The 25,030-nt window shown below is 73.1% G+C and carries 21 protein-coding genes; 5 read left to right on the top strand and 16 right to left on the bottom strand.

All coding sequences use genetic code 11. The annotated features are described in order from the left end of the window. Positions 1-91: 91 nt before the first annotated feature. Positions 92-1,192 (bottom strand): aminotransferase class V-fold PLP-dependent enzyme, encoded by a 1,101-nt coding sequence (locus AB0N14_RS32660; protein ID WP_366029316.1) that lies wholly within the window; start codon positions 1,190-1,192, stop codon positions 92-94. A 252-nt stretch (positions 1,193-1,444) separates the two neighbouring features. On the opposite strand from AB0N14_RS32660, the gene AB0N14_RS32655 reads away from it, so the two are divergent. Genes AB0N14_RS32655 through AB0N14_RS32640 form a run of 4 tightly spaced genes read left to right on the top strand, consistent with a single transcriptional unit; the run spans position 1,445 to position 5,049 of the window. Then, the gene (locus tag AB0N14_RS32655) at positions 1,445-2,296 is read left to right on the top strand and encodes a transporter substrate-binding domain-containing protein (RefSeq protein ID WP_366029315.1); all 852 of its coding nucleotides are present in this window, start codon (positions 1,445-1,447) and stop codon (positions 2,294-2,296) included. After that, positions 2,293-3,138, top strand: a complete 846-nt coding sequence (locus AB0N14_RS32650; RefSeq protein WP_366029314.1) for an amino acid ABC transporter permease — start codon at positions 2,293-2,295, stop codon at positions 3,136-3,138. Before AB0N14_RS32655 ends, AB0N14_RS32650 begins: the two co-directional genes overlap by 4 nt. Further along, a complete protein-coding gene (locus AB0N14_RS32645) occupies positions 3,135-3,929 on the top strand; it encodes an amino acid ABC transporter ATP-binding protein (protein WP_366029313.1) in 795 nt (264 codons plus the stop codon). Before AB0N14_RS32650 ends, AB0N14_RS32645 begins: the two co-directional genes overlap by 4 nt. Positions 3,930-3,957: 28 nt before the next feature. Then, a complete protein-coding gene (locus tag AB0N14_RS32640; protein ID WP_366029312.1) occupies positions 3,958-5,049 on the top strand; it encodes an amidohydrolase family protein in 1,092 nt (363 codons plus the stop codon). Positions 5,050-5,074: 25 nt separating this feature from the next. Here the strand turns inward: AB0N14_RS32640 and AB0N14_RS32635 are convergent, their stop codons facing one another. From AB0N14_RS32635 to cobM, 8 genes are all read right to left on the bottom strand, one after another. Beyond that, entirely contained in the window at positions 5,075-5,824 is a 750-nt protein-coding gene (locus AB0N14_RS32635) for a DUF2182 domain-containing protein (RefSeq protein WP_366029311.1), read from the bottom strand. Further along, the gene (locus AB0N14_RS32630) at positions 5,821-6,435 is read right to left on the bottom strand and encodes a DUF1326 domain-containing protein (RefSeq protein ID WP_366029310.1); all 615 of its coding nucleotides are present in this window, start codon (positions 6,433-6,435) and stop codon (positions 5,821-5,823) included. The genes AB0N14_RS32635 and AB0N14_RS32630 overlap by 4 nt, the downstream gene beginning before the upstream one ends. A gap of 94 nt (positions 6,436-6,529) precedes the next feature. Further along, the gene (cobC, locus tag AB0N14_RS32625; protein ID WP_366029318.1) at positions 6,530-7,645 is read right to left on the bottom strand and encodes an Rv2231c family pyridoxal phosphate-dependent protein CobC; all 1,116 of its coding nucleotides are present in this window, start codon (positions 7,643-7,645) and stop codon (positions 6,530-6,532) included. After that, complete coding sequence (locus AB0N14_RS32620; RefSeq protein WP_366029309.1) at positions 7,635-8,594, bottom strand: sirohydrochlorin chelatase; 960 nt, start codon at positions 8,592-8,594, stop codon at positions 7,635-7,637. The genes cobC and AB0N14_RS32620 overlap by 11 nt, the downstream gene beginning before the upstream one ends. Further along, entirely contained in the window at positions 8,591-9,181 is a 591-nt protein-coding gene (locus AB0N14_RS32615) for a precorrin-8X methylmutase (protein WP_366029308.1), read from the bottom strand. The genes AB0N14_RS32620 and AB0N14_RS32615 overlap by 4 nt, the downstream gene beginning before the upstream one ends. Continuing rightward, complete coding sequence (gene cobJ, locus AB0N14_RS32610; protein ID WP_366029307.1) at positions 9,178-10,848, bottom strand: precorrin-3B C(17)-methyltransferase; 1,671 nt, start codon at positions 10,846-10,848, stop codon at positions 9,178-9,180. Before cobJ ends, AB0N14_RS32615 begins: the two co-directional genes overlap by 4 nt. Next, positions 10,845-12,089 (bottom strand): precorrin-6y C5,15-methyltransferase (decarboxylating) subunit CbiE, encoded by a 1,245-nt coding sequence (gene cbiE / locus AB0N14_RS32605; protein ID WP_366029306.1) that lies wholly within the window; start codon positions 12,087-12,089, stop codon positions 10,845-10,847. The genes cobJ and cbiE overlap by 4 nt, the downstream gene beginning before the upstream one ends. Continuing rightward, a complete protein-coding gene (gene cobM / locus AB0N14_RS32600; RefSeq protein WP_366029305.1) occupies positions 12,086-12,904 on the bottom strand; it encodes a precorrin-4 C(11)-methyltransferase in 819 nt (272 codons plus the stop codon). The genes cbiE and cobM overlap by 4 nt, the downstream gene beginning before the upstream one ends. 95 nt (positions 12,905-12,999) lie before the next feature. On the opposite strand from cobM, the gene AB0N14_RS32595 reads away from it, so the two are divergent. Beyond that, the gene (locus tag AB0N14_RS32595; RefSeq protein WP_366029304.1) at positions 13,000-13,731 is read left to right on the top strand and encodes a ZIP family metal transporter; all 732 of its coding nucleotides are present in this window, start codon (positions 13,000-13,002) and stop codon (positions 13,729-13,731) included. A gap of 8 nt (positions 13,732-13,739) precedes the next feature. Here the strand turns inward: AB0N14_RS32595 and cobI are convergent, their stop codons facing one another. The 7 genes from cobI to AB0N14_RS32560 all read right to left on the bottom strand — a co-directional run bounded on the left by cobI (position 13,740) and on the right by AB0N14_RS32560 (position 25,024). After that, entirely contained in the window at positions 13,740-14,489 is a 750-nt protein-coding gene (cobI, locus tag AB0N14_RS32590) for a precorrin-2 C(20)-methyltransferase (RefSeq protein ID WP_366029303.1), read from the bottom strand. Then, entirely contained in the window at positions 14,486-16,036 is a 1,551-nt protein-coding gene (locus AB0N14_RS32585; RefSeq protein WP_366029302.1) for a cobyrinate a,c-diamide synthase, read from the bottom strand. Before AB0N14_RS32585 ends, cobI begins: the two co-directional genes overlap by 4 nt. Beyond that, positions 16,030-16,638 (bottom strand): cob(I)yrinic acid a,c-diamide adenosyltransferase, encoded by a 609-nt coding sequence (gene cobO / locus AB0N14_RS32580; protein WP_366029301.1) that lies wholly within the window; start codon positions 16,636-16,638, stop codon positions 16,030-16,032. The genes AB0N14_RS32585 and cobO overlap by 7 nt, the downstream gene beginning before the upstream one ends. Next, positions 16,638-18,653, bottom strand: coding sequence for a putative cobaltochelatase (locus AB0N14_RS32575; RefSeq protein WP_366029300.1), 2,016 nt, complete (start codon positions 18,651-18,653; stop codon positions 16,638-16,640). Before AB0N14_RS32575 ends, cobO begins: the two co-directional genes overlap by 1 nt. A 169-nt stretch (positions 18,654-18,822) precedes the next feature. Further along, positions 18,823-22,527, bottom strand: a complete 3,705-nt coding sequence (gene cobN / locus AB0N14_RS32570; RefSeq protein ID WP_366029299.1) for a cobaltochelatase subunit CobN — start codon at positions 22,525-22,527, stop codon at positions 18,823-18,825. Next, positions 22,524-24,071, bottom strand: coding sequence for a cobyric acid synthase (locus tag AB0N14_RS32565; RefSeq protein WP_366029298.1), 1,548 nt, complete (start codon positions 24,069-24,071; stop codon positions 22,524-22,526). Before AB0N14_RS32565 ends, cobN begins: the two co-directional genes overlap by 4 nt. Continuing rightward, the gene (locus AB0N14_RS32560; RefSeq protein ID WP_366029297.1) at positions 24,068-25,024 is read right to left on the bottom strand and encodes a cobalamin biosynthesis protein; all 957 of its coding nucleotides are present in this window, start codon (positions 25,022-25,024) and stop codon (positions 24,068-24,070) included. Before AB0N14_RS32560 ends, AB0N14_RS32565 begins: the two co-directional genes overlap by 4 nt. Positions 25,025-25,030 lie beyond the last annotated feature (6 nt).

Here is a 25,030-nt window from a genome sequence, read left to right as displayed (position 1 = left end):
GGCAGCTGGCACCTCACCCCGGCCACCGCATAAGCAAGGGCCGCCCGGCCTACGACCGGACAGCCCCACAACCAAGATTTTCAGCAGCCTTCTAGCCCCACACCTCCCCGACCACCCCCCGAGCCCGCTCCACGTCCACATCCACCCCGAGCTCCCCCAGCGCCGCCCCCACCGCAGCCAGGCTCGCCGAAACCGCCTCCGCCGTCGCATCGGCCCCGTAGTGGTTGACCCGGATCATCTCCTTCGCCAGCGCACCCCCGCCCGCGGCCAACGGCAGCCCCGGGTCACACTCCAGCGCCCGCGCGACCACCTCCGCCGCCCCGACACCGGACGGTGCCCGCAACGTCGTGGCCACCGGCGCCGCCTCCGACGCCTGGTACACATACGGCTCCAGACCGCCACCGAGCGCGACCGCCCCCGCCCGCGTCGCCGCCGCCGCGGACCGGTGCCGGGCCATCACCGTCTCCAGCCCCTCCGCCTCGATCCGCTCCAGGCACGCCTCGAGCGCCAGCATCTCCAGCTGCGCCGGAGCGTGCAGCAGCGCCTTCCGCCCGCCGTCGATCCAGCGCTCCTTCCAGTCGAGCAGCGACAGATACGACCGCCGCGGCGCCCTCGGGTTCGCCGCCATCCGCGCCCACGCCCGCTCGCTCACCGACACCGCCGACACCCCCGCCGGCCCGCCCATCGCCTTCTGCGCCCCGATCACGCACAGGTCCACTCCCCACGCGTACGGCAGCACCGGCTCCGCGCCGACCGAGGCCACGGCGTCCAGATAGAAGAGCGCGCCGTGCTCCCGCACCACCGCCCCGATCTCCGCCACCGGGTTCGTGTTCCCGGTCGCCGCCTCCGCGTGCACCAGCGACACGAAGTCGGTCTCCGGGTGCTCGGCGAGCGCCTGACGGACTTGCTCCGCCGTCACCGCGGTGTGGAACGGCACCGCCAGGTCGTGCACCGTCGCCCCGCAGTCCCGCAGCCAGTCGCCGAAGGTCTGCCCGTACGGCCCCGTGATCACGTTCAGGGCCGTCGTCCCGGGCCCGGCGGTCCCGCGGATCGCCCCCTCCAGCGGCAGCAGCGCCTCACCCTGCATGATCACGACGTCCTGCTCGGTGGACAGCAGCCGCGCCACCCGGGCCTCGATCGAGGCGAAGCGGGCGGCGCTCAGCGGGGGGAGGCCCAGGAGGGGATGGGTCACGGCGGTGCTCTCTTCGCTCGCGGAGGCCGACGGTGTCGGTGTCGGTGTCGGTGTCGATGCGGTGTCGATGTTGGTGTCGATGACGGTCTTGAGGGTAACCGGCGGCCGTCGTCACCCGTTTGCCGATCGCTTCTGAGGTGAGAAGGCCCTCCAGCCATCGGTTTGGTTTGAGGAACCCAAACTGCTCCTTATAATCGGAACCCGCTCATCCCCCCACAGGGGAAGTCGAGATTCCCCACAGAGAGGTCCTCCGTGAACACGCTCTTCGGGCGCCGGGCCCGCATCCTGGCCGCCACCACCGCGACGGCCGGCGTGCTGCTCGTGGCCGGCTGCACCTCGAGCGGCAGCGGCGGCAGCGCCGGCAAGTCGGCCGCCGGCGGGGTGGAACTCGTCAAGGCCGGTCAGCTCACGACCTGCACCCACCTGCCCTACCCGCCCTTCCAGTCGGAGATCAACGGCAAGGTGCAGGGCTTCGACGTCTCGATGATCGACCTGGTCGCCAAGGACCTCGGGGTGAAGCAGGCCGTCGTCGACACGCCGTTCGAGAACTTCAAGACCGGCGCGTTCCTCAACTCCGGCCAGTGCGACCTCGCCGCGGCCGGCATGACCATCACCGCCGAGCGCAAGAAGCACGTCGACTTCTCCGACCCCTACTTCGACGCCACCCAGGCCCTCCTGGTCGACAAGAAGAGCGGCATCACCTCGCTGGCCGACGTCAAGGCCAAGGGCAGGAAGCTCGGCGCCCAGGCGCAGACCACCGGCGAGGACTACGCGAAGAAGCAGGGCTTCGACCCGATCTCCTTCGAGTCCTCCGACGCCGTCCTCAACGGCCTGCGCACCGGCCAGGTCCAGGCGGTCGTCATCGACTACCCGGTCGTCCAGGGCTGGCTCAAGGACAAGGCCAACGCCGACGCCTTCAAGCTGGCCGGCAACATCAACACCGGTGAGCAGTACGGCTTCACGGTGAAGAAGGGCAACACCAAGCTCCTCGCCGCCATCAACAAGGCGATCAAGGACGCGAAGGCCGACGGCACGTACAAGAAGCTGTACGAGCAGTGGATCGGCCCCTACAACCCGTCCGTCGCCTCGCCCGCCGCCTCATGACCGACACGACGGACACGGCCAGGGCCGACGTGCAGCCCCGCGGGAAAGGGCTGACCCGGACCCAGAAGCGCAGGGTGTCGCGCGGTGTCCAGTACGTCGTCTTCGTCGCCGCCGTGATCGCCTTCGCGGTCACGGCGGACTGGGGACGGCTGCAGAACCAGTTCGCGCAGGTGGACATCGCCCGGCAGATGTTCCCGGACGTCATCACGCCGGCGCTGAAGAACACCGTGCTGTACACGCTGTCCGGCTTCGTCGTCGGCCTGGTGCTCGGCATGCTCCTCGCACTGATGCGGCTGTCGTCCGTCGGTCCGTACCGCTGGGTCGCCGGCATCTACATCGAGATCTTCCGCGGCCTGCCCGCGCTGCTGATCTTCATCTTCGTCGGTGTCGCCGTGCCGCTCGCCTTCCCCGGCACGGAGATCGTCGGTGGCACGTACGGCAAGGTCGCCCTCGCACTCGGCCTGGTGTCGGCCGCGTACATGGCGGAGACGATCCGCGCGGGCATCCAGGCCGTGCCCAAGGGTCAGATGGAGGCGGCGCGTTCGCTGGGCTTCTCGCCCACTCGCGCGATGATCTCCATCATCGTCCCGCAGGCCTTCCGGATCATCCTCCCGCCGCTCACCAACGAACTCGTCCTGCTCTTCAAGGACTCCTCGCTGGTGTTGTTCCTCGGCGTCACGCTGGAGGAGCGCGAACTGTCCAAGTTCGGCCGCGACCTGGCCAGCACGACCGCCAACTCCACGCCGATCCTGGTCGCCGGCCTGTGCTACCTCCTGGTCACGATCCCGCTCGGCTTCGTCGTCCGCCGTATGGAGGCCAAGGCCCAGGGAGCCGCCAAGTGAGCAGCACCCCCGAGATCACGATCCGCGACCTGCACAAGGCCTTCGGTGACAACGAGGTGCTGCGCGGCATCGACCTGGAGATCGGCCAGGGCGAGGTGGTCTGCGTCATCGGCCCCTCCGGCTCCGGCAAGTCCACCCTGCTGCGCTGCGTCAACCTCCTTGAGGAACCCACCAAGGGCCAGGTCTTCGTCGGCGGCACCGAGGTCACCGACCCGGATGTGGACATCGACGCCGTACGCCGCCGTATCGGCATGGTGTTCCAGCAGTTCAACCTCTTTCCGCACCTCACGGTGACCGAGAACCTCACGCTGCCGCAGCGCCGGGTCCTCAAGCGGGACAAGGCCGAGGCGGCGAAGATCGCCGCCGAGAACCTGGAGCGGGTCGGTCTGTCGGAGAAGGCGGACGCCTACCCCTCCTCCCTCTCCGGCGGCCAGCAGCAGCGCGTCGCCATCGCCCGCGCCCTCGCCATGGGCCCCGACGTGATGCTGTTCGACGAGCCGACCTCGGCGCTCGACCCGGAGCTGGTCGGCGACGTCCTCGCCGTGATGCGCAGGCTGGCGCAGGAGGGCATGACGATGATGGTCGTGACCCACGAGATGACCTTCGCGCGCGAGGTCGCCGACCGGGTCGTCTTCATGGACGGCGGCTTGATCGTCGAGGACGGCACCCCCGAGCAGGTCATCGGCGACCCGAGCCACGAGCGCACCCGGCATTTCCTCTCCCGGCTCCTGGACCCCGCGAGGGCCGAGGTGGAGGAGGAGACCTCCGACCAGGTCGGCCGGAAGCAGTAGCAGGCGGACGCCAACTAAGGTGCAGTACATGAGCGATCACGCGGTGCTGCACGTGAGGGGACGGGTGCTCGTCGGGCCCGAGGACGTCCGCGACGAGCTGTGGGTGGTCGACGGCCGGATCTCGTACGACCGCCCCGCCGGGGCCCGCGACGTCCGTACCGTCGAGGGCTGGGCGCTGCCCGGCCTGGTCGACGCGCACTGCCACGTCGGCCTCGATGCGCACGGCCCGGTCCCCGAGGACGTCTCGGAGAAGCAGGCGCTGACGGACAGGGATGCGGGCACGCTGCTGATCCGGGACGCGGGTTCCCCGTCGGACACCCGCTGGATCGACGACCGGGACGATCTTCCCAAGATCATCCGGGCCGGCCGGCACATCGCGCGCACGCGCCGCTACATCCGCAACTACGCCTGGGAGATCGAGCCGGACGACCTGGTCGCCTACGTCGCCCAGGAGGCACGGCGCGGCGACGGCTGGGTGAAGCTGGTGGGCGACTGGATCGACCGTGAGGTGGGGGACCTGTCGGCCTGCTGGCCGAGGGAGGCGGTGGAGGCGGCGATCGCGGAGGCCCACCGCCTGGGTGCCCGGGTCACGGCGCACTGCTTCGCCGAGGACTCGCTGCGGGACCTGGTCGAGGCGGGCATCGACTGCATCGAGCACGCGACGGGGCTGACGGAGGAGACGATCCCGCTGTTCGCGGAGCGGGGGGTCGCGATCGTGCCGACGCTGGTGAACATCGCGACGTTCCCGGGACTGGCGGACGGTGGCGAGTCGAAGTTCCCCCGCTGGTCGGCCCATATGCGCAGGCTGTACGAGCGGCGCTACGACATGGTGCGGGCGGCGTACGACGCCGGTGTCCCGGTGTACGTCGGCACCGATGCCGGGGGCTGGCTGGCCCACGGCCTGGTCGCGGGCGAGGTGGCCGAGCTGGTGACCGCCGGGATCCCGCCACTCGAGGCCCTGTCGGCAGCCACCTGGGCCGCCCGGACCTGGCTCGGGCGCCCCGCGCTGGACGAGGGAGCCCCCGCCGACCTCGTGGTGTACGAGACGGACCCACGAGCGGACGTACGGGTGCTGGCGGTACCGCGGCGGGTCGTGCTCAACGGACGGGTGGTCGGCTAGGGCCCGGCGTCTGCCTTCAGCCGGCTTACATCGGGCTGCGGATCAGTCCGGGGGCCAGGCTCGGGACCCAGACGACGGCGATGGCCAGGGCGAGGGAGACCACCCCCACGATCCGGGCCACCACCGGACCCGCCGGGGCGAGCTTCTCGGCGCTCAGCACGGCCGCCAAGCCCACCATGGCCCACAGGTTCATCAGGCCGAACGCCGCCAGCAGGGCTATGAGCGACCAGCAGCAGCCCAGGCAGAAGGCGCCATGGTGGACTCCCGCGCGCAGATCGCGAGACCGCCCCGGGTACGACGCATAGCGCAGCATCAGCCCGATCGGCGAGCGGCACCGGGCGAGGCAGCGGTCCTTGAGGGGGGTGAGCTGGTAGACGCCGTTGGCCGCGAAGACGACGGCGGCGGTCGCGGTCGCGGTGGCCGCATGCGTGCCCGCCGCCCGGCCGGCCACTGCCGCCAGCGCAAAGGCGGGCAGCCCGGCGCCGGCCCACACCAGCAGGTAACCGACGGTGAAAGCCACCAAGCGCGCAAACCGGTGGCGAAGGATCGTGCGCGCGTACAAGGACGCGACGGGCGCCGTGGCGGGCAGCATCATCGCGGCCGACATCACCGTCCACACAGGCAGGAAAGCGGGCAGATCCAGGCCCATCGTCCCGGGCATGCTCCCCATGACGCGCCCGCGCCCCACCACCCAGGCCCAGGCGGCCGCCGCCGCGAGCAGCAGCAGTCCGGTGGAGCCGATGCTGTCGCGCCCGGCGAGCGGACCGGCGGTCACGCGGACCATGCGAAGGGCGCCGAGTGCCCGTTGCCGCCGCTGAACTCCCATGACCGGCCGTACACCCCGCTGCCGGTCGCACGGGTGGAGCGGGCGATCGTGAGCGTGCTGCTCACCGGGTGGAAGACGCCGGTCAGGCCCATCACCGGGCCGTCCACGCCGAACTGCGGGGCGACCTGGTCCTCGATCTCGATGTCGATGGCGTCGGCCACGCGCACCGCGTGACGGCGTCCGTCGTCCCGGTAGTCGATGGGGACGCGCTCCACGCCGAGGAGCTCACCGACGAGGGGGACGAGCGCCGCCATCGGCCCGCCCGCCTGCCCGGAGAACACCCTGCCCAGCGCCTCCGCCTGGCCGTCGTCGGCCGCCGCGTCCACATACAGCGCCACTTGCCAACCACCGTCGGCCATGACCTGGGGCGCGTCGATGAAGACGGCGACGCTTCGGCCCGACACGTCCACGCCGTCGACCTCCCCGCGGTCGACGTGGAACGCGAAGGTCACCTGGCAGCGCTCGTGGTCGGCGGGCGCGGTCAGACCCGAGGTGGTGCACGGGCACACCACGTCGCAGTTGCAGCTCTCCAGATAGGTCCCGCTCAGGTTCCAGGGCATGCTGCTCGGCCTCACTGGTGCGGGCACCGGGACCGCGAGGCGCCCATCGGCACAGACCGCTGGTTCCGACGCTGTTGCTCGGGGCTCTTCCAGCCTAGCCCCGGGGCGGGCGACAGGCCTGGTGCCCGCCGCCCCCCTCAGCCTGTGCCAGCGTCACCGCCCGGTCCAGCGCCTGCAGAAAGCGGTTGACCGTCACCCGGTCCCGTACCGCCAGCCGCAGCCACTCCTCGTCCAGCCCCGGAAACGTGTCCCCGCGGCGCACCGCGAAGCCGAGGTCCCGCAGATGCCGCCGCACGGCAGCCGCCCGCACCAGGCGGACCAGCACGAACGGCCCCTCCGCCGGCTCCGCCACATACAGCCCGTCCGGCCCGAACTCCCGCAGCCCCGCCACCAGATGCGCCCGGTCCGCCGCCACCCGGTGCGCCGCGTGCGCCGCCTCCGCCAGCGCCCGCGGCGACACGCAGGCCTGAGCCGCCGCGAGCGCCGGCGTCGACACCGGCCACAGCGGCTGCGCCCGCTCCAGTTGCGCGATCGTCCCGGGGTCGGCCAGGACGTAGCCGATGCGCAGCCCCGCCAGACCCCAGGTCTTGGTCAGGCTGCGCAGGACCACGAGGCCCGGCACGTCCGTCCGGCCCGCCAGTGCCTCCCGTTCCCCGGCTACCGCGTCCATGAACGCCTCGTCGACCACCAACACCCGCCCCGGCCGGGCCAGTTCCTCGATCACCGACGCCGGGTGCAGGACGGACGTGGGGTTCGTGGGATTCCCGATCACCACCAGGTCCGCGTCCTGCGGCACCAGCGCCGGATCCAGCCGGAATCCGTCCGCCTGCCGCAGCAGCACCCGATCCACCACGTGCCCGGCGGCTCGCAACGCCGCCTCCGGCTCCGTGAACTGCGGGTGCACCACGACCGGCCGCCGTACCTTCAGGGCGTGGGCGAGCAGCACGAACGCCTCCGCCGCCCCCGCCGTCAGCAGCACCCGCTCGGCCGGCACCCCGTGCCGCTCCGCCACCGCGGCCCGCGCCGCCCGCCCGTCCGGGTAGGCCGCGAGCTCGCCCAGCGACTCGGCGATCACCTCCCGCAGCCACGCCGGAGGCGTGTCCGCGCGCACGTTCACCGCGAGGTCGGTCAGCCCCGCCCCGCCGTCACGGACCTCGGCGTCCCCGTGGTGCCGCAGGTCGTGCTGTGCTCCGTCCCGTTCAGTGCGCATGGGAGTGCGCGTGCCCCCCGTGGTGGTGTCCATGACCGTGATGGTGATGTCCGTCGCCGTGACCGTGCGCGTGCCCGTCGTCGTCCGGGTGGAAGTGCGGCTGCTGCGGCAGCCCCACCTTGTCCTCGAAGCCGGGCAGCGCGATCCGGTACACGCACGAGTCGCAGTTCATCCGCAGATCCCCCTTCAGCGCCTCCTGGTACCGCACCATCACCAGGTCCAGCAGCTCCGGCTCCGGCCCGATGACGTCCGCCGACCGCACCTCGACCTGAGGATGCGCCGCCGCCCAGTCCTCCGTCTGCTGCCGCACCCTGTCCGGCAGGATCCCCGTGAACAGGAAGTACGGCAGGACGACGATCCGCTTCGCACCCAGCTTCGCGCACCGGTCGAGGCCGCTCGGCACGTCCGGCGCCGCCAGCGACACGAACGACGTCTCCACGCCCGCGTACCCGCGCCCCTCCCACAGCAGCCGCGCCGCCTTGTACACCTCGGCGTTGGCGTCGGGGTCGGTGGAGCCACGCCCCACCAGCAGCACCGTCACCTCGGCGCGCTCCTCAGGCGTGCGCGCCGCCCCGCCCAGCGCCTCGTCCAGGCGCCGCTCCAGCACCGACAGCAGCGCCGGGTGCGGGCCGAGCGGGCGCCCGTAGGTGTACGAGATGCCCGGGTGCCGCTCCTTCTCCCGGCCCAGCGCCGCCGGGATGTCCCCCTTGGCGTGTCCGGCGGACACCAGCATCAGCGGCACGGCCGCGAACCGGCGCACCCCCTGCTCCACCAGCTCGGTCACCGCCTCGCCCAGCGGCGGCGGCGACAGCTCGATGAAGCCGCCCGCGACGGGCAGGTCGGGGTGGCGGCGCCCCAGCTCCCGTACGAAGTCGCGGAACGCCTCGGCTCCGGCCTCGTCCCGGGTGCCGTGGCCGGCGATGAGCAGGGCGGGCGGCGGGGTGGTCACGATGTCTCCTCGAACTTCGGAACGGGGTGGTACAGCAGGGCGTTGAGCGCGGCGGCGGCGACCGCCGAACCGCCCTTCTCGGACACGTTGCTCACGGCGGGCAGCCCGCTCTCGCGCAACGCGGCCTTGGACTCGGCCGCGCCGACGAAACCGACGGGCAGACCGATGACGAGCGCGGGGCAGGCGTCCAGCTTCAGCAGCTCCTCCAGGGCGGTCGGCGCGCAGCCGATCACCCACAGGGCGCCCGGGCCGACGTCCTCGTACGCCAGCCGGATCGCGTGCGCCGAACGGGTCATACCGGGGCCCGACCTGGCGTCCTTGAGGCGGCAGACCGTCTCGCGACGCGTGATCCCGGCCGCGACCATCTCCACGTCCACCACCACCGGCGCCCCGGCGTGCAGCGCCGTGTGCGCCTTCTCCAGCTCGCTCTCGTCCATGACGAGGTCGGTGGCGTAGTCGAGGTCGGCGGCGGAGTGGATGACCCGCTCCACCACAGCCCGGGTCAGCGGCGGGAAATGCGAGGTGTCGAGGCGGGCGCGCAGCCGCCGGAAGGACTCCTGCTCGATCGGGTGCACCACACGGTTCACTTCGCCTCCTCCTGCCAGCGGTATCCGCGCGGCGTGACCATACGGCCCGCGATCTGGCGGGTCGCCGTGTTGCCGACGGTCACGACCGTCATCATGTCGACCGTCGCCGGGTCCAGTTCGGCCAGGGTCGTGAGGCGACTGGACTCGTCCGGTCGCGACGCGTTGCGTACGACACCGACCGGTGTCGTCGGCTCCCGGTGCCCGGAGAGGATCGCGAGGGCCTTCGGCAGCTGCCAGTCGCGGCCCCGGGAGCGGGGGTTGTAGAAGGTCACCACGAGGTCGGCCTCGGCCGCGGCCCGTACCCGCCGCTCGATGACCTCCCACGGCGTGTGCAGGTCGGAGAGGCTGATCGACACATGGTCGTGGCCGAGCGGCGCGCCGAGGATCGCCCCGGCCGCGAGCGCCGCCGTGACGCCGGGCACCCCGACCACGTCGATGTCGTCGGACGCCTCGGCGAGCGCGGGGGAGGCCATCGCGTACACCCCGGCGTCCCCGCTGCCGATCAGCGCGACGGCATGCCCCTTGCGCGCCTGTGCGACCGCCGTGCGCGCCCGCTCCTCCTCGGCTCCGAGCCCCGACTCCAGGACCCGGGTGCCGGGCCGCAGCAGGTCCCGGATCTGGTCGACGTACTGGTCGAGGCCGACGAGCACGGACGCGCGCCGCAACTCCTGCTGCGCACGCGGCGTGAGCAGGTCCCGGGCGCCCGGCCCCAGCCCGACGACCGCGAGCCGGCCGCGCCCCGGCCGGCGCCCGACCGCGCAGGTGACCATGGCCGACTTCCGCTTGGGTACGAGGAGTTCGCCCCCGCCCACCAGCGCGGCGGCCTCCGCGACGGACGGCGTGCCGACGGCGGCGAGCGGTGCCTCGGACGGGTTCGGCACGTCGACCTTCGCCAGCTCCTCGGCGGCGTACGTCACGAGCGCAACGCCGAGCCGCCGCGCCGCCTCGACGATGCCGGGCTCCTCCGCCTTGGCGTCGACGGTGGCGAGTTCGGCGAGCGAGGCCACGGAGAGCCCCGCGTCCCGCAGCGCACCCTCGACGAGCCCCAGCACCTCCTCGACCGGGGCACCCCTGGACGCGCCGACGCCCACGACCAGGGTGGGCGGCCGCAGCACGACCTCCCGTTCGGCGGGTTCGACGGCGCGGTCGGTGACCCGGATCGTGTACGCGCCCTCGGCGGCGACGGTCAGCGGCGGCAGCGGCCAGCTCACCTCCGCCTCCAGCGCGACCGGCTCCCCGTCGAGCAACGCCCGTGAGACCGCGGCGACATCGCCCTCCACGGGGAACCCGAGCGTGTCGAGCCCGGGCAGCCCCACGGCGTCCGTGGCCGTCGTCACGACCGGTTCCGCGCCCAGCACGCCGCCCACCGCGTGGGCGAGTTCGTTGGCACCTCCCGCGTGCCCGCCCACGAGGGACACCGCGAACCGGCCGCCCTCGTCGACGCACACCACACCCGGGTCGGAGGCCTTCTCACCCAGCAGCGGCGCGATCAGCCGTACGACCGCGCCGGTCGCCAGGAAGCACACGAGCTGCTCGCACTCCGCGAAGGCGGCCCGTACGGCGTCCTTCACGGGCCCGTCGTACACCCGCGTACGGTCCGGCCACGCCGCGGCCAGCCGGTCCCGCGCAGCCGCCCCCGCCGCGGTGGCGGAAATGAGGCCGATCACTGAGCTTCTCCTTCGTGCAGTGCCGGGGCCCGCGTGCCCCACAGCAGGAAAACAGGGTTGGTCGCCGCGAGCCGGGTCACATCGCCCGGCAGCGGCGCGAGGCGCGACGACTGCAGCAGGACGCCGTCGCAGGAGAACCCGGCGGCGACGAGCGCCTCGCGCGCCGCCGGTACGCGGTCCAGTGCCGCCATGGCGACCACCACCGCCCGCCGGGCGCGCCGCGCGCACGCGCTGACGATGGCGGGCAGTTCGCGTCCGCCGCCGCCGACGAACACCGCGTCCGGGTCGTCGAGTCCGTCCAGCGCGTCCGGCGCGGTCCCGTGCACGACCCGCACGTCCACGCCGTGCGCGGACGCGTTGGCGCGGATCCGCTCGACCCCGTCGGGTGTCTTCTCGACGGCGGTGACGGCGGCGCCCAGCCGTGCGCACTCGACGGCGACCGAGCCGGAGCCCGCGCCGACGTCCCAGACCAGATCGCCGAGCCGTGGCCCGAGCCGGGCCAGGGCCAGGGCGCGCACCTCGAACTTGGTGATCATCGAGTCCCGGTGCGCGAAGGCACTCTCCTCCAGAGCCCATCCGGACGGAGCCGGCGGCGCCCCCGCGACCGTGCGCACCGGCCCCAGCGCCCGCGCCTCGTCCAGGCACAGCACCACGCTCACCGCCGCCCCCCAGTCGCGTTCCGCCGCCTCGGCGGGCGTCACCCGCTCCATGCGCTCACGCCCCGGGTCGCCGAGTGCGGTCGCCACGACGAGGACCCGGTCGGCGACGCAACCGTCGGAGAGCGCCGCCCCCAGCTCGGCGGGACCGGCTCCGGGCCCGGTCAGCACGGCGACCTTGGGACGCGCCCGGCACACGTTCACCGCGGTGCGCATCTCGCGCCCGTGCGCGCTGACCACCACCGCGTCGTCCCAGGTCAGCCCGAGCCGCGCGAAGGCACCGGCCACCGACGACACGCCGGGCCGCACGTCCAGCCGGTCCGGCCCGAACCGCTCGCCCAGCGCCCGCACGATGCCGAAGAACCCGGGATCACCGGAGGCGAGCACGACGACCCGCCGCTCCTTGTCCAGGTACCGCTCGATGGCGTCCAGCGCGGGCGCCAGCGGCCCGAGGACGATCCGCTCGGCGCCCTCGGGCAGCCGGGCGGCGTCCAGATGCCGCCGCCCGCCCACGACGAGGTCCGCCGCCGCGAGGACCTCCTCGTCGAGCGGCGCACCTGTGCCCGTGCCGACGACCGTGATCACGTGCTCGCACCCCGTGTGCGCAGGGCCTTGCGGGCCTCGGGGTCGGCCTTGCGGTAGCCGTGGAAGTGACCGGGGTGGTAGAGGTGCGAGCGCGTGCCGTGAGCGTCCAGCGCCGGGCCGACCAGGAAGAGGGTGTGCTTCCAGAGCTTGTGCTCCTTGACGGTCTCCTCCAGCGTGCCGATCGTGCACTTCGCGACCAGCTCCTCGGGCCAGGTCGCCTGGTAGGCGACCACGACCGGGGTGGTCGTCGGGTAGCCGCCCTCCAGCAGCTCCCGCACCAGCTGCCCGCTGCGGGCCGCCGACAGGAAGATCGCCATCGTGGTGCCGTGCCGGGCGAACTCGCGCACCTCCTCGCCGGGCGGCATCGGCGTCTTGCCGCCGCCGAGCCGGGTGAGGACCACGGACTGCGCGACCTCGGGGATGGTCAGCTCGCGCCGGGCGAGCGCGGCGACGGCGGAGAAGGAGGAGACACCGGGCACGACCTCGGTCGCGATACCGATCTGCGCGCACCGGTCGAGCTGCTCCTGGGTGCCGCCCCACAGGGCCGGGTCGCCGGAGTGGATGCGGGCGACCTTCAGCCCCTCGGTGCGCGCCCGCCGGTAGACCGCGACGACGTCCTCCAGCGACATGGTCGCCGAGTCCAGGACCTCCGCCTCCGCACGCGCGTGCTCCAGGACCTCCGCCTGGACCAGGCTGGCCGCCCAGATCACGACGTCGGCCTCGGCGATGGCGCGCGCGGCACGGAACGTCAGCAGGTCGGCGGCGCCGGGGCCGGCACCGACGAAGGTCACCTTGCCGGTGGGGGCATCGGCCATGGGTTCAGGTCCTCTCGTACGGAATGTCACGATGTGTGCGGGCGGAATCGGGGCCGGATGTGCGCGACCGGAGCCTGATCGGATAGCAAGGGCACATGGCGGTCTTCGTGGCGCTCGGCGCGTTCCTGATGACGCTGGCCGGCGGCTGGACGGCACAGCGCGTGACCGACCGTCGCCATCTGGTCCTGGGCCTGGCCGGCGGACTGATGCTCGGTGTGGTCGGCCTGGACCTGCTGCCGGAGGCACTGCGCGCGGCGGGCACCGAGGTGTTCGGCGTGCCGGCGGCCCTGCTGCTGTTCGTGGGCGGCTTCCTGCTGGCCCACCTGGTGGAGCGGCTGCTCGCCGCGCGCCGGGCGGCACACGGGGCGGCCGACCACGACCACCACCGGGCGCCCGAGGTGGGCCTCACGGCGGCGGCCGCCATGGTGGGTCACAGCGCCATGGACGGCGTGGCGATCGGTGCGGCCTTCCAGGTGGGCGGCGGTATGGGCCTCGCGGTGGCGCTCGCCGTCATCGCCCACGACTTCGCGGACGGCTTCAACACGTTCACCCTCACCAGCCTGTACGGCAACGCGCGCCGCAAGGCGGTCGCGATGCTGTTCGCGGACGCGCTGGCGCCCGTGCTGGGCGCGGCCTCGACCGCGTTCCTCGCCATCCCGGAGTGGTTCCTCGGCGGCTACCTCGGCCTCTTCGGCGGCGTACTGCTCTACCTCGCCGCGGCCGAGATCCTGCCGGAGGCCCACCACGAGCACCCCGCCCACTCGACGCTGCTGTGCACGGTCGCGGGCACGGCGTTCATCTGGCTGGTGGTGGGCCTCGCGGGCTGATCCGCCGGTCACAGCTTGCCGCCGCGGGTGCCGTCGCGCCGGGCGGGCGCGATGAGGGTGGAGAGGTAGGGCAGCGAACCGCCGTCGAGGTCGGCGGCAGGCCGGATCGACTCCTCGGGCAGCCCGAGCCCGGACCCCCACACGGTGTCCTCGATCCGCCCGGTCTCCCGAAGCACCTCGGCGACCTCACGCGCCTGCCGCCCGAACTTGTACGCGACGACGGTCCCGGGACCGGCGAGCGCCTCCTTGAGCACGGTGGAACCGGCCGTGACGGGCACGAGCGTGAGCGGCTCGGTGCCCTCGGTCAGCACGGCACCCGACCGCGCGGCCAGGTCCTGCATGGCGGTGATACCGGGCACCGTCTCGACGACGGTCCCGGGCACGAGCTCCTGCACGGTCTGGGCGAGGTACGTGAAGGTCGAGTACACGTTGGGGTCGCCGATGGTGGCGAACGCGACGGCCGCGTGCCGCTGAAGCAGCCGGGCGACACGCTTCCCGGCGGCGTCCCAGGCGGCCTCGCGCCGCGCCCGGTCGGTCCGCTCGTTCAGCGCGAAGACGACGCGGACGACCTTCTCCTCGGGCACGTAGTGCAGCACGGTCGCCTCGGCGCGCCCCCGCTCACCCCCGTCCTTTCCATCAAATGCAGCCATCACGGGGACGACGACGACATCGGCGGCGCGCAGAGCGTTGACGCCCTTGACGGTCACCAGCTCGGGGTCGCCGGGGCCCACCCCGACTCCGATCAGCCTGCTGCTCATGACGTCCGGCACCTCTCCACGAACCGACGGGCCACACCGGGCGCGGCGGCCCAGTGCGTGTGCAGATAACTCGCGTGCACCCCTTGCTGCACGAAACCTTCCACGCGCGGCCGAGGAGCGCGCACCCCCCAGGCGGGAGCCGCCCCCGCGCCGGGCTCGACGACGGTCCGGTGGAACTCGTGCCCCCGCATACGGGTCCCCGCCGCGGCGAGCGCGCTGTCACCGACGGCCACGGCGTCGCGATAGCCCAGGGTCAGCCGCTCGGTCATCCGGGCGGCGGCGTCGAGCACACCGCACATGGGCTGCCCGTCCAACTCCCGGCACAGGTACAGCAGCCCGGCACACTCGGCGGCGACGGGCGCACCGCTGAGAGCCAGCTCGGCGACGGCCTTGCGCAACGGCTCGTTGGCGGACAGCTCGGCGGCGTACACCTCCGGGAAGCCGCCCCCGATGACCAGCCCACGGGTCCCTTCGGGCAGTTGCTCGTCGCGAAGGGGGTCGAAGGGGACGACCTCGGCGCCGGCGGCGGTGAGCAGTTCGGCGTTCTCGGCGTAGGAGAAGGTGAACGCTGCTCCACCGGCAACGGCGACTGCCGGCCTGTCGGGCACTTGCGAGGCAAGCTCAGCCACACCCAGCCCGTCCTGGGGGTACCCCCTGATCGAAGAGCTTGGCGGAGTTCGAGGACGAGGCCGTTCAGGCCGATAGCGGGGGTCTGGGGGCGCAGCCCCCAGGGACGATGGGGGTCCCCCCTGCTCGAGCGAAGCCGAGAGCTTGGGGGAGGGAAGGGGCGGCGGGGGCGACCCCCATACAGCCCCAGCCGCGTCCCAAGCCGCACCCGACAACGCGCCCGCACTCCGCGCCAGCCCCAGCAGAGCCTCCAGGTCGCACCCTTCACGCACCTGCGCGGCCATCGCGGACACCGCCGCCACGGCCTCTGCCCGCCGCTCGGCGACCGGTACCAGCCCAAGGTGCCGCGACGGCGTGTCGACCTGCGGAACTCGCCGCAAAACGCCGAGCACCGGCACCCCGGCCGACTCCAACGCCTCCCGCAGCAACCCCTCGTGCCGGTCCGACCCCACCTTGTTCAGGATCACGCCCCCGACCCGCACCTCCGGATCCCACGAGGAGAACCCGTGCACCAGAGCCGCCACCGACCGGGACTGCGACGACGCGTCCACGACCAGCACGACCGGCGCCCGCAGCAGCTTGGCGACATGGGCCGTGGAGGCCAACTCACCTTCCCCCGCGGCCCCGTCGTACATCCCCATCACACCCTCGACGACAGCGATGTCGCACCCGCGCGCACCGTGCGCGAACAGCGGACCGATCAACTCGGGTCCGCACAGGTACGCGTCGAGGTTCCGCCCCACCCGCCCGGTGGCGAGCGAGTGATACCCCGGGTCGATGTAGTCCGGCCCGACCTTGTGCGGAGACACGGCAAGCCCCCGCGCGGCGAACGCGGCCATCAGCCCCGTGGCAACGGTGGTCTTGCCACTGCCGGACGACGGCGCGGCGATGACCAACCGTGGGACGGAACGTGTCACCACTCGATGCCCCTCTGGCCCTTCTGCCCCACGTCCATCGGGTGCTTGACCTTGGACATGTCGGTGACGAGGTCCGCGAAGCCGACCAGCTTCTCCGGCGCGTTCCGCCCGGTGATCACGACATGCTGGGTGCCCGGCCGGTTGCGGAGCACGTCGACGACCTCGTCGGTGTCGACCCAGCCCCAGTGCATCGGGTACGCGAACTCGTCGAGCACGTACAGCCTGTACGTCTCGGCGGCCAGGTCCCGCTTGACCTGCTCCCAGCCCTCCCGGGCCTTCTCCTCATTGGTCGAGTTGTCACCCTGGATGTCCCGCTGGACCCAGGACCAGCCCTCGCCCATCTTGTGCCAGGCCACGGTCCCGCCCTGCCCGGACGCCCCCAGCACCTTGAGCGCGTTCTCCTCGCCGACCTTCCACTTCGCCGACTTGACGAACTGGAACACCCCGATCGGCCACCCCTGGTTCCAGGCCCGCAGCGCCAGCCCGAACGCGGCGGTGGACTTGCCCTTCCCGATCCCGGTGTGCACGACCACGAGCGGCCGGTTACGACGCTGACGGGTCGTCAGCCCGTCGTCCGGTACGACACTCGGCTGTCCCTGCGGCATTACGCGGCCCTCCTGTTTCCGGCACCCTGCACATCCCGCACCAACCCGGCGATGCTGTCCGCGCGCAGCTCGTCCAGCGTCACAGCGGTTCCGCCCAGCTCACCGGCGAGCTGCCCCGCCAGCCCGAGCCGCACCGGCCCCGACTCGCAGTCCACGACCACGGACGCGACCCCCTCGGCCGCGAACAGCCGGGCCGCCCGCCCGGCCAGCGCGACCGGCTCAGGGCCACCCGTGGCCCGCCCATCCGTCACCACGACCACGAGCGCCCGCCGCGCCGGATCCCGCAGCCGCTCCACCCGCAGCACGTCGTGCGCCTTCAGCAGCCCGGCGGCCAGCGGCGTACGGCCCCCGGTGGGCAGCGACTCCAGCCGGGCCGCCGCCGCGTCCACCGACGAGGTCGGCGGCAGCGCCACCTCGGCCGCCGAGCCCCGGAAGGTCACGAGCCCCACCTTGTCCCGCCGCTGGTAGGCGTCCAGCAGGAGTGACAGCACGGCTCCCTTCACCGCGCTCATCCGCTGCCGGGCCGCCATCGAGCCGGATGCGTCGACCACGAACAGTACGAGGTTGCCCTCGCGCCCCTCCCGCGTCACCTGCCGCAGATCGTCCCGGCGCACCACGAGCCCGGGCCCCGACCGCCCGCGCGCCCGCTGATGAGGCGCCGCCGCCTGCACGGTCGCCGCCAGGTGCAGCTTGGTGAGCGCCCCCTGGGGCCGTCGGGCCCCGGTGGTCCGCCCGTGCTGCGTCCGCGCCCGCGAACGCCGCCCGGCGGCGCCGTCACCGAGCCCGGGCACGGTCAGCACCTTCGTACGGAAGGGCTCGGAGGCGCGTGCGGGTGCCTGCTCGCCGGCTCCGGAGGTCTGCGACGGGCCGCCCTCACCGGGCTCCGCCTGCGCCGACGTCTCCCCATCGCCCGCCGGGCCGTCCTGCGGCGGCCGGCCGCCACCTCCGCCGGACCCGTCCGGATCAGGATCGTCGTCCTCCCCGGACTCCCCGGACTCCCCGGACTCCCCGAACTGCTCCAGGGTCTCGTCCAGCTTGTCCTCGTCGAGGCCCGGCGCGTCGAAGGGGTTCCGCCGCCTGCGGTGGGGCAACGCGAGCAGCGCGGCCTGTCGTACGTCCTCGGCGAGCACGTCGGTCCGCCCGGCCCAGGCGGCCAGCGCGGTCGCCGTACGCGCCATCACGATGTCGGCGCGCATACCGTCGACCTCGAACGCGGCACAGGTCGCCGCGATCTGCCGCAGCGCCCCGTCGCCGAGCCGTACGGACGGCAGCAGCTCGCGCGCTGCCACGATGCGGGCGCGCACGGCGGCCTCCTCCTCGGCCCAGCGCGCCGCGAAACCGGCGGGATCGTCGTCGTAGGCGAGCCGCCGCCGGACGACCTCCACGCGCTGGTCGGGTTCGCGGGAGGCGGCGACCTCGACGGTCAGCCCGAACCGGTCGAGCAACTGCGGCCGCAGCTCGCCCTCTTCGGGGTTCATGGTGCCGACGAGCAGGAAACGCGCGGCGTGCCGCACGGAGACGCCCTCGCGCTCGACGTACGAGGCGCCCATCGCGGCGGCGTCCAGGAGCAGGTCGACCAGGTGGTCGTGGAGGAGGTTGACCTCATCCACGTACAGGATGCCGCGGTGCGCGTCGGCGAGCAGGCCCGGCTCGAAGGCCTTCACGCCCTCCGCCAGCGCCCGCTCGATGTCCAGTGCGCCCACCAGCCGGTCCTCGGAGGCCCCGACGGGCAGCTCGACCATGCGGGCCGGACGGGAAACCCCCGCCGCCGGCTCGTGCGGCCCGTCCGGGCACCCCCGGTCGGGGGCGGCCGGGTCGCAGGAGAAGCGGCATCCGGGGACCACGTCGACCTGGGGCAGCAGGGCGGAAAGGGCCCGTACAGCGGTACTCTTCGCGGTCCCTTTCTCCCCGCGCACGAGGACTCCGCCCACTGCTGGGCTCACTGCATTGAGGAGCAGGGCCAAGCGCAGGTCGCCCTGTCCGACGACGGCTGTGAACGGAAACGGGACACTCACGCCGGGATCACTCCTTCGAGTGGTTGGTGCGCTGGCTCTGAGTCGCCAGTCTCAGTGGCTGACAGGCTGTAGCTCTGGTCCCCGCCAACGCGGGGGTGGTCCGGGCACCGCCAAATCCACGGCCGTCCGTGCGCTGTGCTCCCCGCCGACGCGGGGGTTGCGGCGGCGCTCACTCGCCGCCCTCCAGGTCTCCCTCGAGTTCGAGGTAGGTCTCCCGGAGCCGGTCCAGGGTCTCCTGGTCCGGCTCCGCCCACAGCCCGCGATCCGCCGCTTCCAGCAGGCGCTCTGTGATGCCCCTCAGTGCCCACGGGTTCGAGCGCTTCATGAACTCACGGTTCTCCGGGGCGAAGACGTACTCCGCGCTGAGCTTCTCGTACATCCAGTCGTCGACCACCCCGGCCGTGGCGTCGTACCCGAACAGGTAGTCGACGGTCGCCGCCATCTCGAAGGCGCCCTTGTAGCCGTGGCGCCGCATGGCCGCCATCCAGCGCGGGTTGACCACGCGGGCGCGGAAGACGCGGTGGGTCTCCTCGCCGAGGGTGCGGGTCTTGACCTGGTCGGGGACCGCCGAGTCGCCTACGTACGCCTCGGGACTCCCTCCCGTGAGGTGCCGCACCATGGCGACCATACCGCCGTGGTACTGGAAGTAGTCGTCGGCGTCGACGAGGTCGTGCTCGCGGGTGTCGACGTTCTTCGCGGCGACGGCGATGCGCTTGAACGCCGTCTCCATGTCCCCGCGCGCCGCCCGCCCGTCCAGCCCGCGCCCGTACGCGTAGCCGCCCCACACCGCGTACACCTCGGCGAGGTCGGCGTCGCTGCGCCAGTTGCGGGCGTCGATCAGCGGCAGCAGACCGGCGCCGTACGCACCCGGCTTGGAGCCGAAGACACGGGCCGTGGCGCGCCGCCGGTCGCCGTGCTCGGCGGTGTCCTCGTCGGCGTGCGCCTTCACGAAGTTCTGCCCGGCGGGCTCGTCCAGCTCGGCCACCGCGCGTACCGCGTCGTCGATCAGACCGACGACGTGCGGGAACGCGTCGCGGAAGAACCCGGAGATGCGGACCGTGACGTCGATGCGGGGGCGGCCCAGCTCCGCCGGCGGGATCACCTCGAACCCGGTCACGCGGCGCGAGGCGTCGTCCCAGACGGGGCGGCAGCCGAGCAGGGCCAGGATCTCGGCGATGTCGTCGCCCTGGGTGCGCATCGCGGAGGTTCCCCAGACCGTCAGGCCGACGGACTTCGGGTACTCGCCGGTGTCCTGGAGGTAGCGGGCGACCAGGGAGTCGGCGAGCGACTGACCGACCTCCCAGCTCAGACGGGACGGAATCGCCTTGGGGTCGACCGAGTAGAAGTTGCGGCCGGTCGGCAGGACGTTGACCAGGCCGCGGGTCGGGGAGCCGGACGGGCCCGCCGGGACGTAACCGCCGTCCAGCGCCTTGAGGATGTGGCCGATCTCGTCGGTGGTACGGGCGAGGCGGGGCACGACCTCCGTGCACGCGAACTCCAGCACCGCGACGGCGTCGGGGTGTTCGGTGCCCAGCACCTCACGTACGAGAACACCGCTCTCGGAGGCCGCCCAGCCGCGCGCCTCCATCCCCTCCGCGATCCGCCGGCACAGCTGCTCCAGCAGGTCGATCGCGTCCGCCGCCGTTCGGGACGGGCCCTCCACCAGGTCCGTCAGCTCCACCGGCACCTTCACCGGAGCGCCCGGCTCCGCCAGCAGCTCCTTCTCCACCAGGCCGAAGTGCTCCGCGAGCGAGGCCCGCAGACCGGGCAGCGCGTTCGCCTGCCCGCCCCACACCTGCGAGGCGCGCAGCACGGCGAGCACCAGGTTGACGCGCGGCTCGCCGACCGGGCCGCCGCCCAGGATGTGCAGGCCGTCGCGGATCTGCACGTCCTTGATCTCGCACAGATAGCCGTCGATGTGCATGACGAACTCGTCGAACTCGTCGTCGTCCGGCTGCTCGTCCACGTGCAGGTCGTGGTGGAGCTCGGCCGCCTTGACCAGCGTCCAGATCTGGGCGCGCACGGCCGGCGCCTTGGTCGGGTCCAGGTCGGAGACGAGCGCGTACTCGTCGAGGAGCTGCTCCAGCTTCGCCAGGTCGCCGTAGGTGTCGGCACGCGCCATCGGCGGTACGAGGTGGTCGACCACGGTGGCGTGGCCGCGCCGCTTGGCCTGGGTGCCCTCGCCGGGGTCGTTGACGATGAAGGGGTAGATCAGGGGCAGGTCGCCGAGGACGGCGTCCGGCGCGCATCCCCTGCTGAGACCGAGGCCCTTGCCGGGCAGCCACTCCATCGTCCCGTGCTTGCCCATGTGGACGATCGCGTCGGCGCCGAAACTGTTCTCCAGCCAGCGGTAGGCCGCCATGTAGTGGTGCGACGGCGGCATGTCGGGGTCGTGGTAGATCGCGATCGGGTTCTCGCCGAAGCCGCGCGGCGGCTGGATCATCACCACGACGTTCCCGAACTGGAGCGAGGCGAGCACGATGTCGTCGCCGTCGGCGTACAGCGAGCCCGGCGGCTCACCCCACGCCTCGGTCATCGCGTCCCTCAGCTCCGGGTCGAGATTCTCGAACCACGCCCGGTAATCGGCCAGCGGCACGCGCGCGGGGGCGGCCGCCAACTGCTCCTCGGTCAGCCACTCCACGTCGTGACCACCGGCCTCGATGAGGCGGTGGATCAACTCGTCGCCGCCCGCCGGGTACTCGGTCAGGCCGTATCCCGCGTCCCGCAGCGCGTCCAGCACCCGTACCGCCGACGCCGGTGTGTCCAGGCCGACCGCGTTGCCGACCCGTGAGTGCTTGGTGGGGTACGCGGTGAAGACGAGCGCGATCCTCTTCTCCGCGTTCGGCTTGTGCTTGAGCCGCGCGTGGCGTACGGCGATCCCGGCGACCCGCGCGGCCCGCTCCGGGTCGGCGAGGTACACCGGGACGTCGTCCGGGCCCTGCTCCTTGAAGGAGAACGGGACGGTGATCAGGCGGCCGTCGAACTCCGGGATGGCGACCTGCATCGCCGCGTCCATGGGGGACAGGGCGGCGTCGGACGCCTCCCACGCGGCGCGCGAGGAGGTCAGGCACAGCCCTTGCAGCACCGGGACGTTCATCTCGGCGAGCGCGCCGATGTCCCAGGACTCCTCGCCCTCCCGTACCCCACCACCACCCTCGACGGAGGTGCTTCGCACCACTGGATCCTTTCCACCGGCCGAGGCCTGCGAGGCGTGCGTGCCGCCGGCCGCGAGGACGGTGGCGACGAGGGAATCGGCCTCGGCGAGGATCTCGTACAACCCGGCGTCGGCGCCGCGCAGCGAACCGCAGTACACGGGGAGGGCGTTGGCCCCGTGCGCCTCGATCGCGTCGCACAGGGTGTCCACGAAGGCGGTGTTGCCGCTGAGTTCGTGGGCCCGGTAGAAGAGCACGCCGACGGTCGGACGGCCCTCGGTGAACGGGCGCTCGCCGTGGACGCCGTACTCCGGCATCTTCCGCGGCTCGTCGAAGCCCTCGCCGGTCAGCAGCACCGTGTCGGACAGGAACCGGGCGAGTTCGGTGAGGTTGGCGGGGCCGCCCTCGACCAGGTACTTCAGCGCCTCCGCCACGACACCGGCCGGTACGGACGACTCGGCCATCAGCTCGGCGTCGGGGACGGCCTCCCCGCCGAGCAGCACGGTCGGGATGCCGGAGGCCTTCAGCCGGGCCAGCCCGTCCTCCCAGGCGCGCTTGCCGCCCAGCAGGCGTACGACGGCGATGTCCGCGCCCTCGATCAGCCCCGGAAGCTCCTCGGCGACGTCCACCCGGGTCGGGTTGCCGATCCGGTAGGGCGCGCCGGAGGCACGGGCCGCCAGCAGATCGGTGTCGGCGGTCGACAACAACAACACTGTGCTCATGCGGGCGCTCCCGGGGGGATGAAAGGCAGTCCTTGCGGCGCGCCCGACTCGATGAGCCGCCACAGCGCGTCCGTGTCCGCGTGCTGTTCGATCAGGTCGCCGAGCCGGTCGAGCTGCTCCTCGCGCAGCGCGGCGAACGAGGTGTCGGGGGCCGGCACGAAGCGGCGGCCCGCGGCGGCGGCCACCTCGCGCAGGAAGGCCCGCCGGAAGCCGTCCGACTCCAGGGACCCGTGCCAGTGGGTGCCCCAGGTCTGCCCGACCCGGCAGCCGTCGAGGAAGGGTGTGCCGCCGGTGATGTCGGCGACCCCGTGGTGGATCTCGTACCCCTCCACGGGCTCGCCGAGGGCTTCCCCCGCCGGCCGGGTGAGGGTCTTCTCGCGGGCGAACCGCACCCGCACGGGCAGCACTCCGAGCCCGTCCACGTGCCCCCTGCGGCTCTCCACCTCGTCCTCGATGTGCTCGCCGAGGATCTGGAAGCCGCCGCAGACGCCGAGGATCGGCCGCCCTTCAGCGGCCCTTCGGACGAGGGCGTCCGCGAGGCCGCGCTCGCGCAGCCACTCCAGGGCGCGGACGGTTCCCCGGGTCCCCGGGATCACCACGAGGTCCGCGTCCGCCAGCTCCTCCGGCCGGTCCACGAACCGGACCACGACACCCGGCTCGGCGGCCAGCGCGTCCACGTCCGTGAAGTTGGACATGAGGGGGATGGCGCAGACGGCGACGCGCAGCACGTCCTCGCCGACGGGGGCGGTCACCTCGGACTCGCGGACCGCGCCCCGCAGGGACATCCTCCCCCGAACTCTCGACTCCGCTCGAGCAGGGGGGACCCCCATCCCGTCCTCCTCGTCGATCCCGAGCCCGTGCCGGAACGGCAGGACGCCGTAGGTGCGCCGCCCGGTGAGGTCCCGCAGCATGTCGAGGCCCGGTTCCAGCAGGCTGACGTCCCCGCGGAACTTGTTGACCAGGAACCCGGCGACGAGCTCCTGGTCCTCGGGCGAGAGCAGCGCCACCGTCCCGAAGAACGACGCGAAGACGCCGCCGCGGTCGATGTCGCCGACGACCAGGACGGGCAGCCGGGCGTTGCGGGCGATGCCCATGTTCACGATGTCGGTGCGCCGCAGGTTGATCTCCGCCGGACTGCCGGCCCCCTCACAGATCACCGCGTCATACGTGCCCCGCAGCTCGGCCAGGCAGTCCAGCACGGTGCCGAGGAGCCGCTGCTGCCGCCCCCCGTGGTACCCCCGAGCGCTCAGTTCACCGACCGGCTTTCCCAGCAGGACGACCTGGCTGCTCTGTTCGCCGCCCGGCTTGAGCAGCACGGGGTTCATCAGCGCGGTCGGCTCGATGCGGCACGCCTGGGCCTGCATGGCCTGCGCCCGCCCGATCTCTGCGCCCTCGCGGGTGACGAAGGAGTTCAGGGACATGTTCTGCGCCTTGAACGGCGCGACCTCGACCCCCTGCCGTACGAGCCAGCGGCAGATCCCGGCGGTGACGACGCTCTTGCCGGCGTCGGAGGTGGTACCGGCGACGAGGAGTCCGCCGCTCATGACGTCCGTCCCTTCGCGAGAAGCCTTCGGGCCACCAGGCGCCCGGCGACCGTGATGCCGAGCGCGAGCCCGCTCACGCGCCGGGAGAGCCGTACGGCCCGCTCGATGTCGTCCGTACGGACGGCGCGCCCGGCCGCGTTGAGCACGGGCCGGTGCTCCACGCGCCCCCCGTACGACAGCGCCCCGCCCAGCCGCACGCCCAGGGCGCCCGCGAACGAGGCCTCCACGGGCCCGGCGTTGGGGCTCGGGTGCTTGGCGGCGTCGGCACGCCAGGCGCGCAGCGCGCCCCGCGGATCGGGGCCCGCCGCTGCCGCGAGAACGGCCGTGAGCCGTGCCCCCGGCCATCCCGCGACGTCGTCGAGGCGTGCCGAGGCCCATCCGTAGCGCCGGTAGCGAGGCGACTTGTGCCCGACCATGGCGTCGAGCGTGTTGACGGCGCGGAAACCCACGAGACCGGGAACCCCGGCGACGGCTCCCCAGGTGAGCGCGCCCACCACGGCGTCGGAGGTGTTCTCGGCGACGGACTCGACGACCGCCCGGGCGATCCCGTCCGCGTCCAGCGCCTGCGGATCCCGCCCGCACAGATGCGGCAGCCGGGCGCGCGCGGCCTCGACGTCCCCCGTCTCGAGGGCGCGTCCGATGGCGCGTGCCTCCCGGGCGAGCGACGTGCCCCCGACCACGGCCCAGGTGGCGGCTGCGGTCAGGGCCGTGGCGGCGGTACGGGAGGGACGTACGGCGGATGCGGCGAGCGCCGCCGCTGTCACGGCACCCCCTGCGCAGACGGCGGTGTGCAGCGCGCCCCACCCGCGGTGGTCCCGCCACAGCACCCGTTCCACGGACGCCGCGGCCCGCCCGAACGCGGCGACCGGATGCCCGCGGCGTGGATCGCCCAGCAGGAGGTCACCGAGGAGGCCGGCGGCGGCGCCGTACGCGAAGACGCGATCGGCACCCATCGGCTC

This window comes from Streptomyces sp. NPDC051104 (genome assembly GCF_040682835.1).
In the GTDB taxonomy this organism is placed as follows: Bacteria; Actinomycetota; Actinomycetes; order Streptomycetales; family Streptomycetaceae; genus Streptomyces; species Streptomyces cynarae.
Note: the sequence above shows the minus strand (reverse complement) of the source record. Positions and strands in the feature narration are given on the sequence as shown.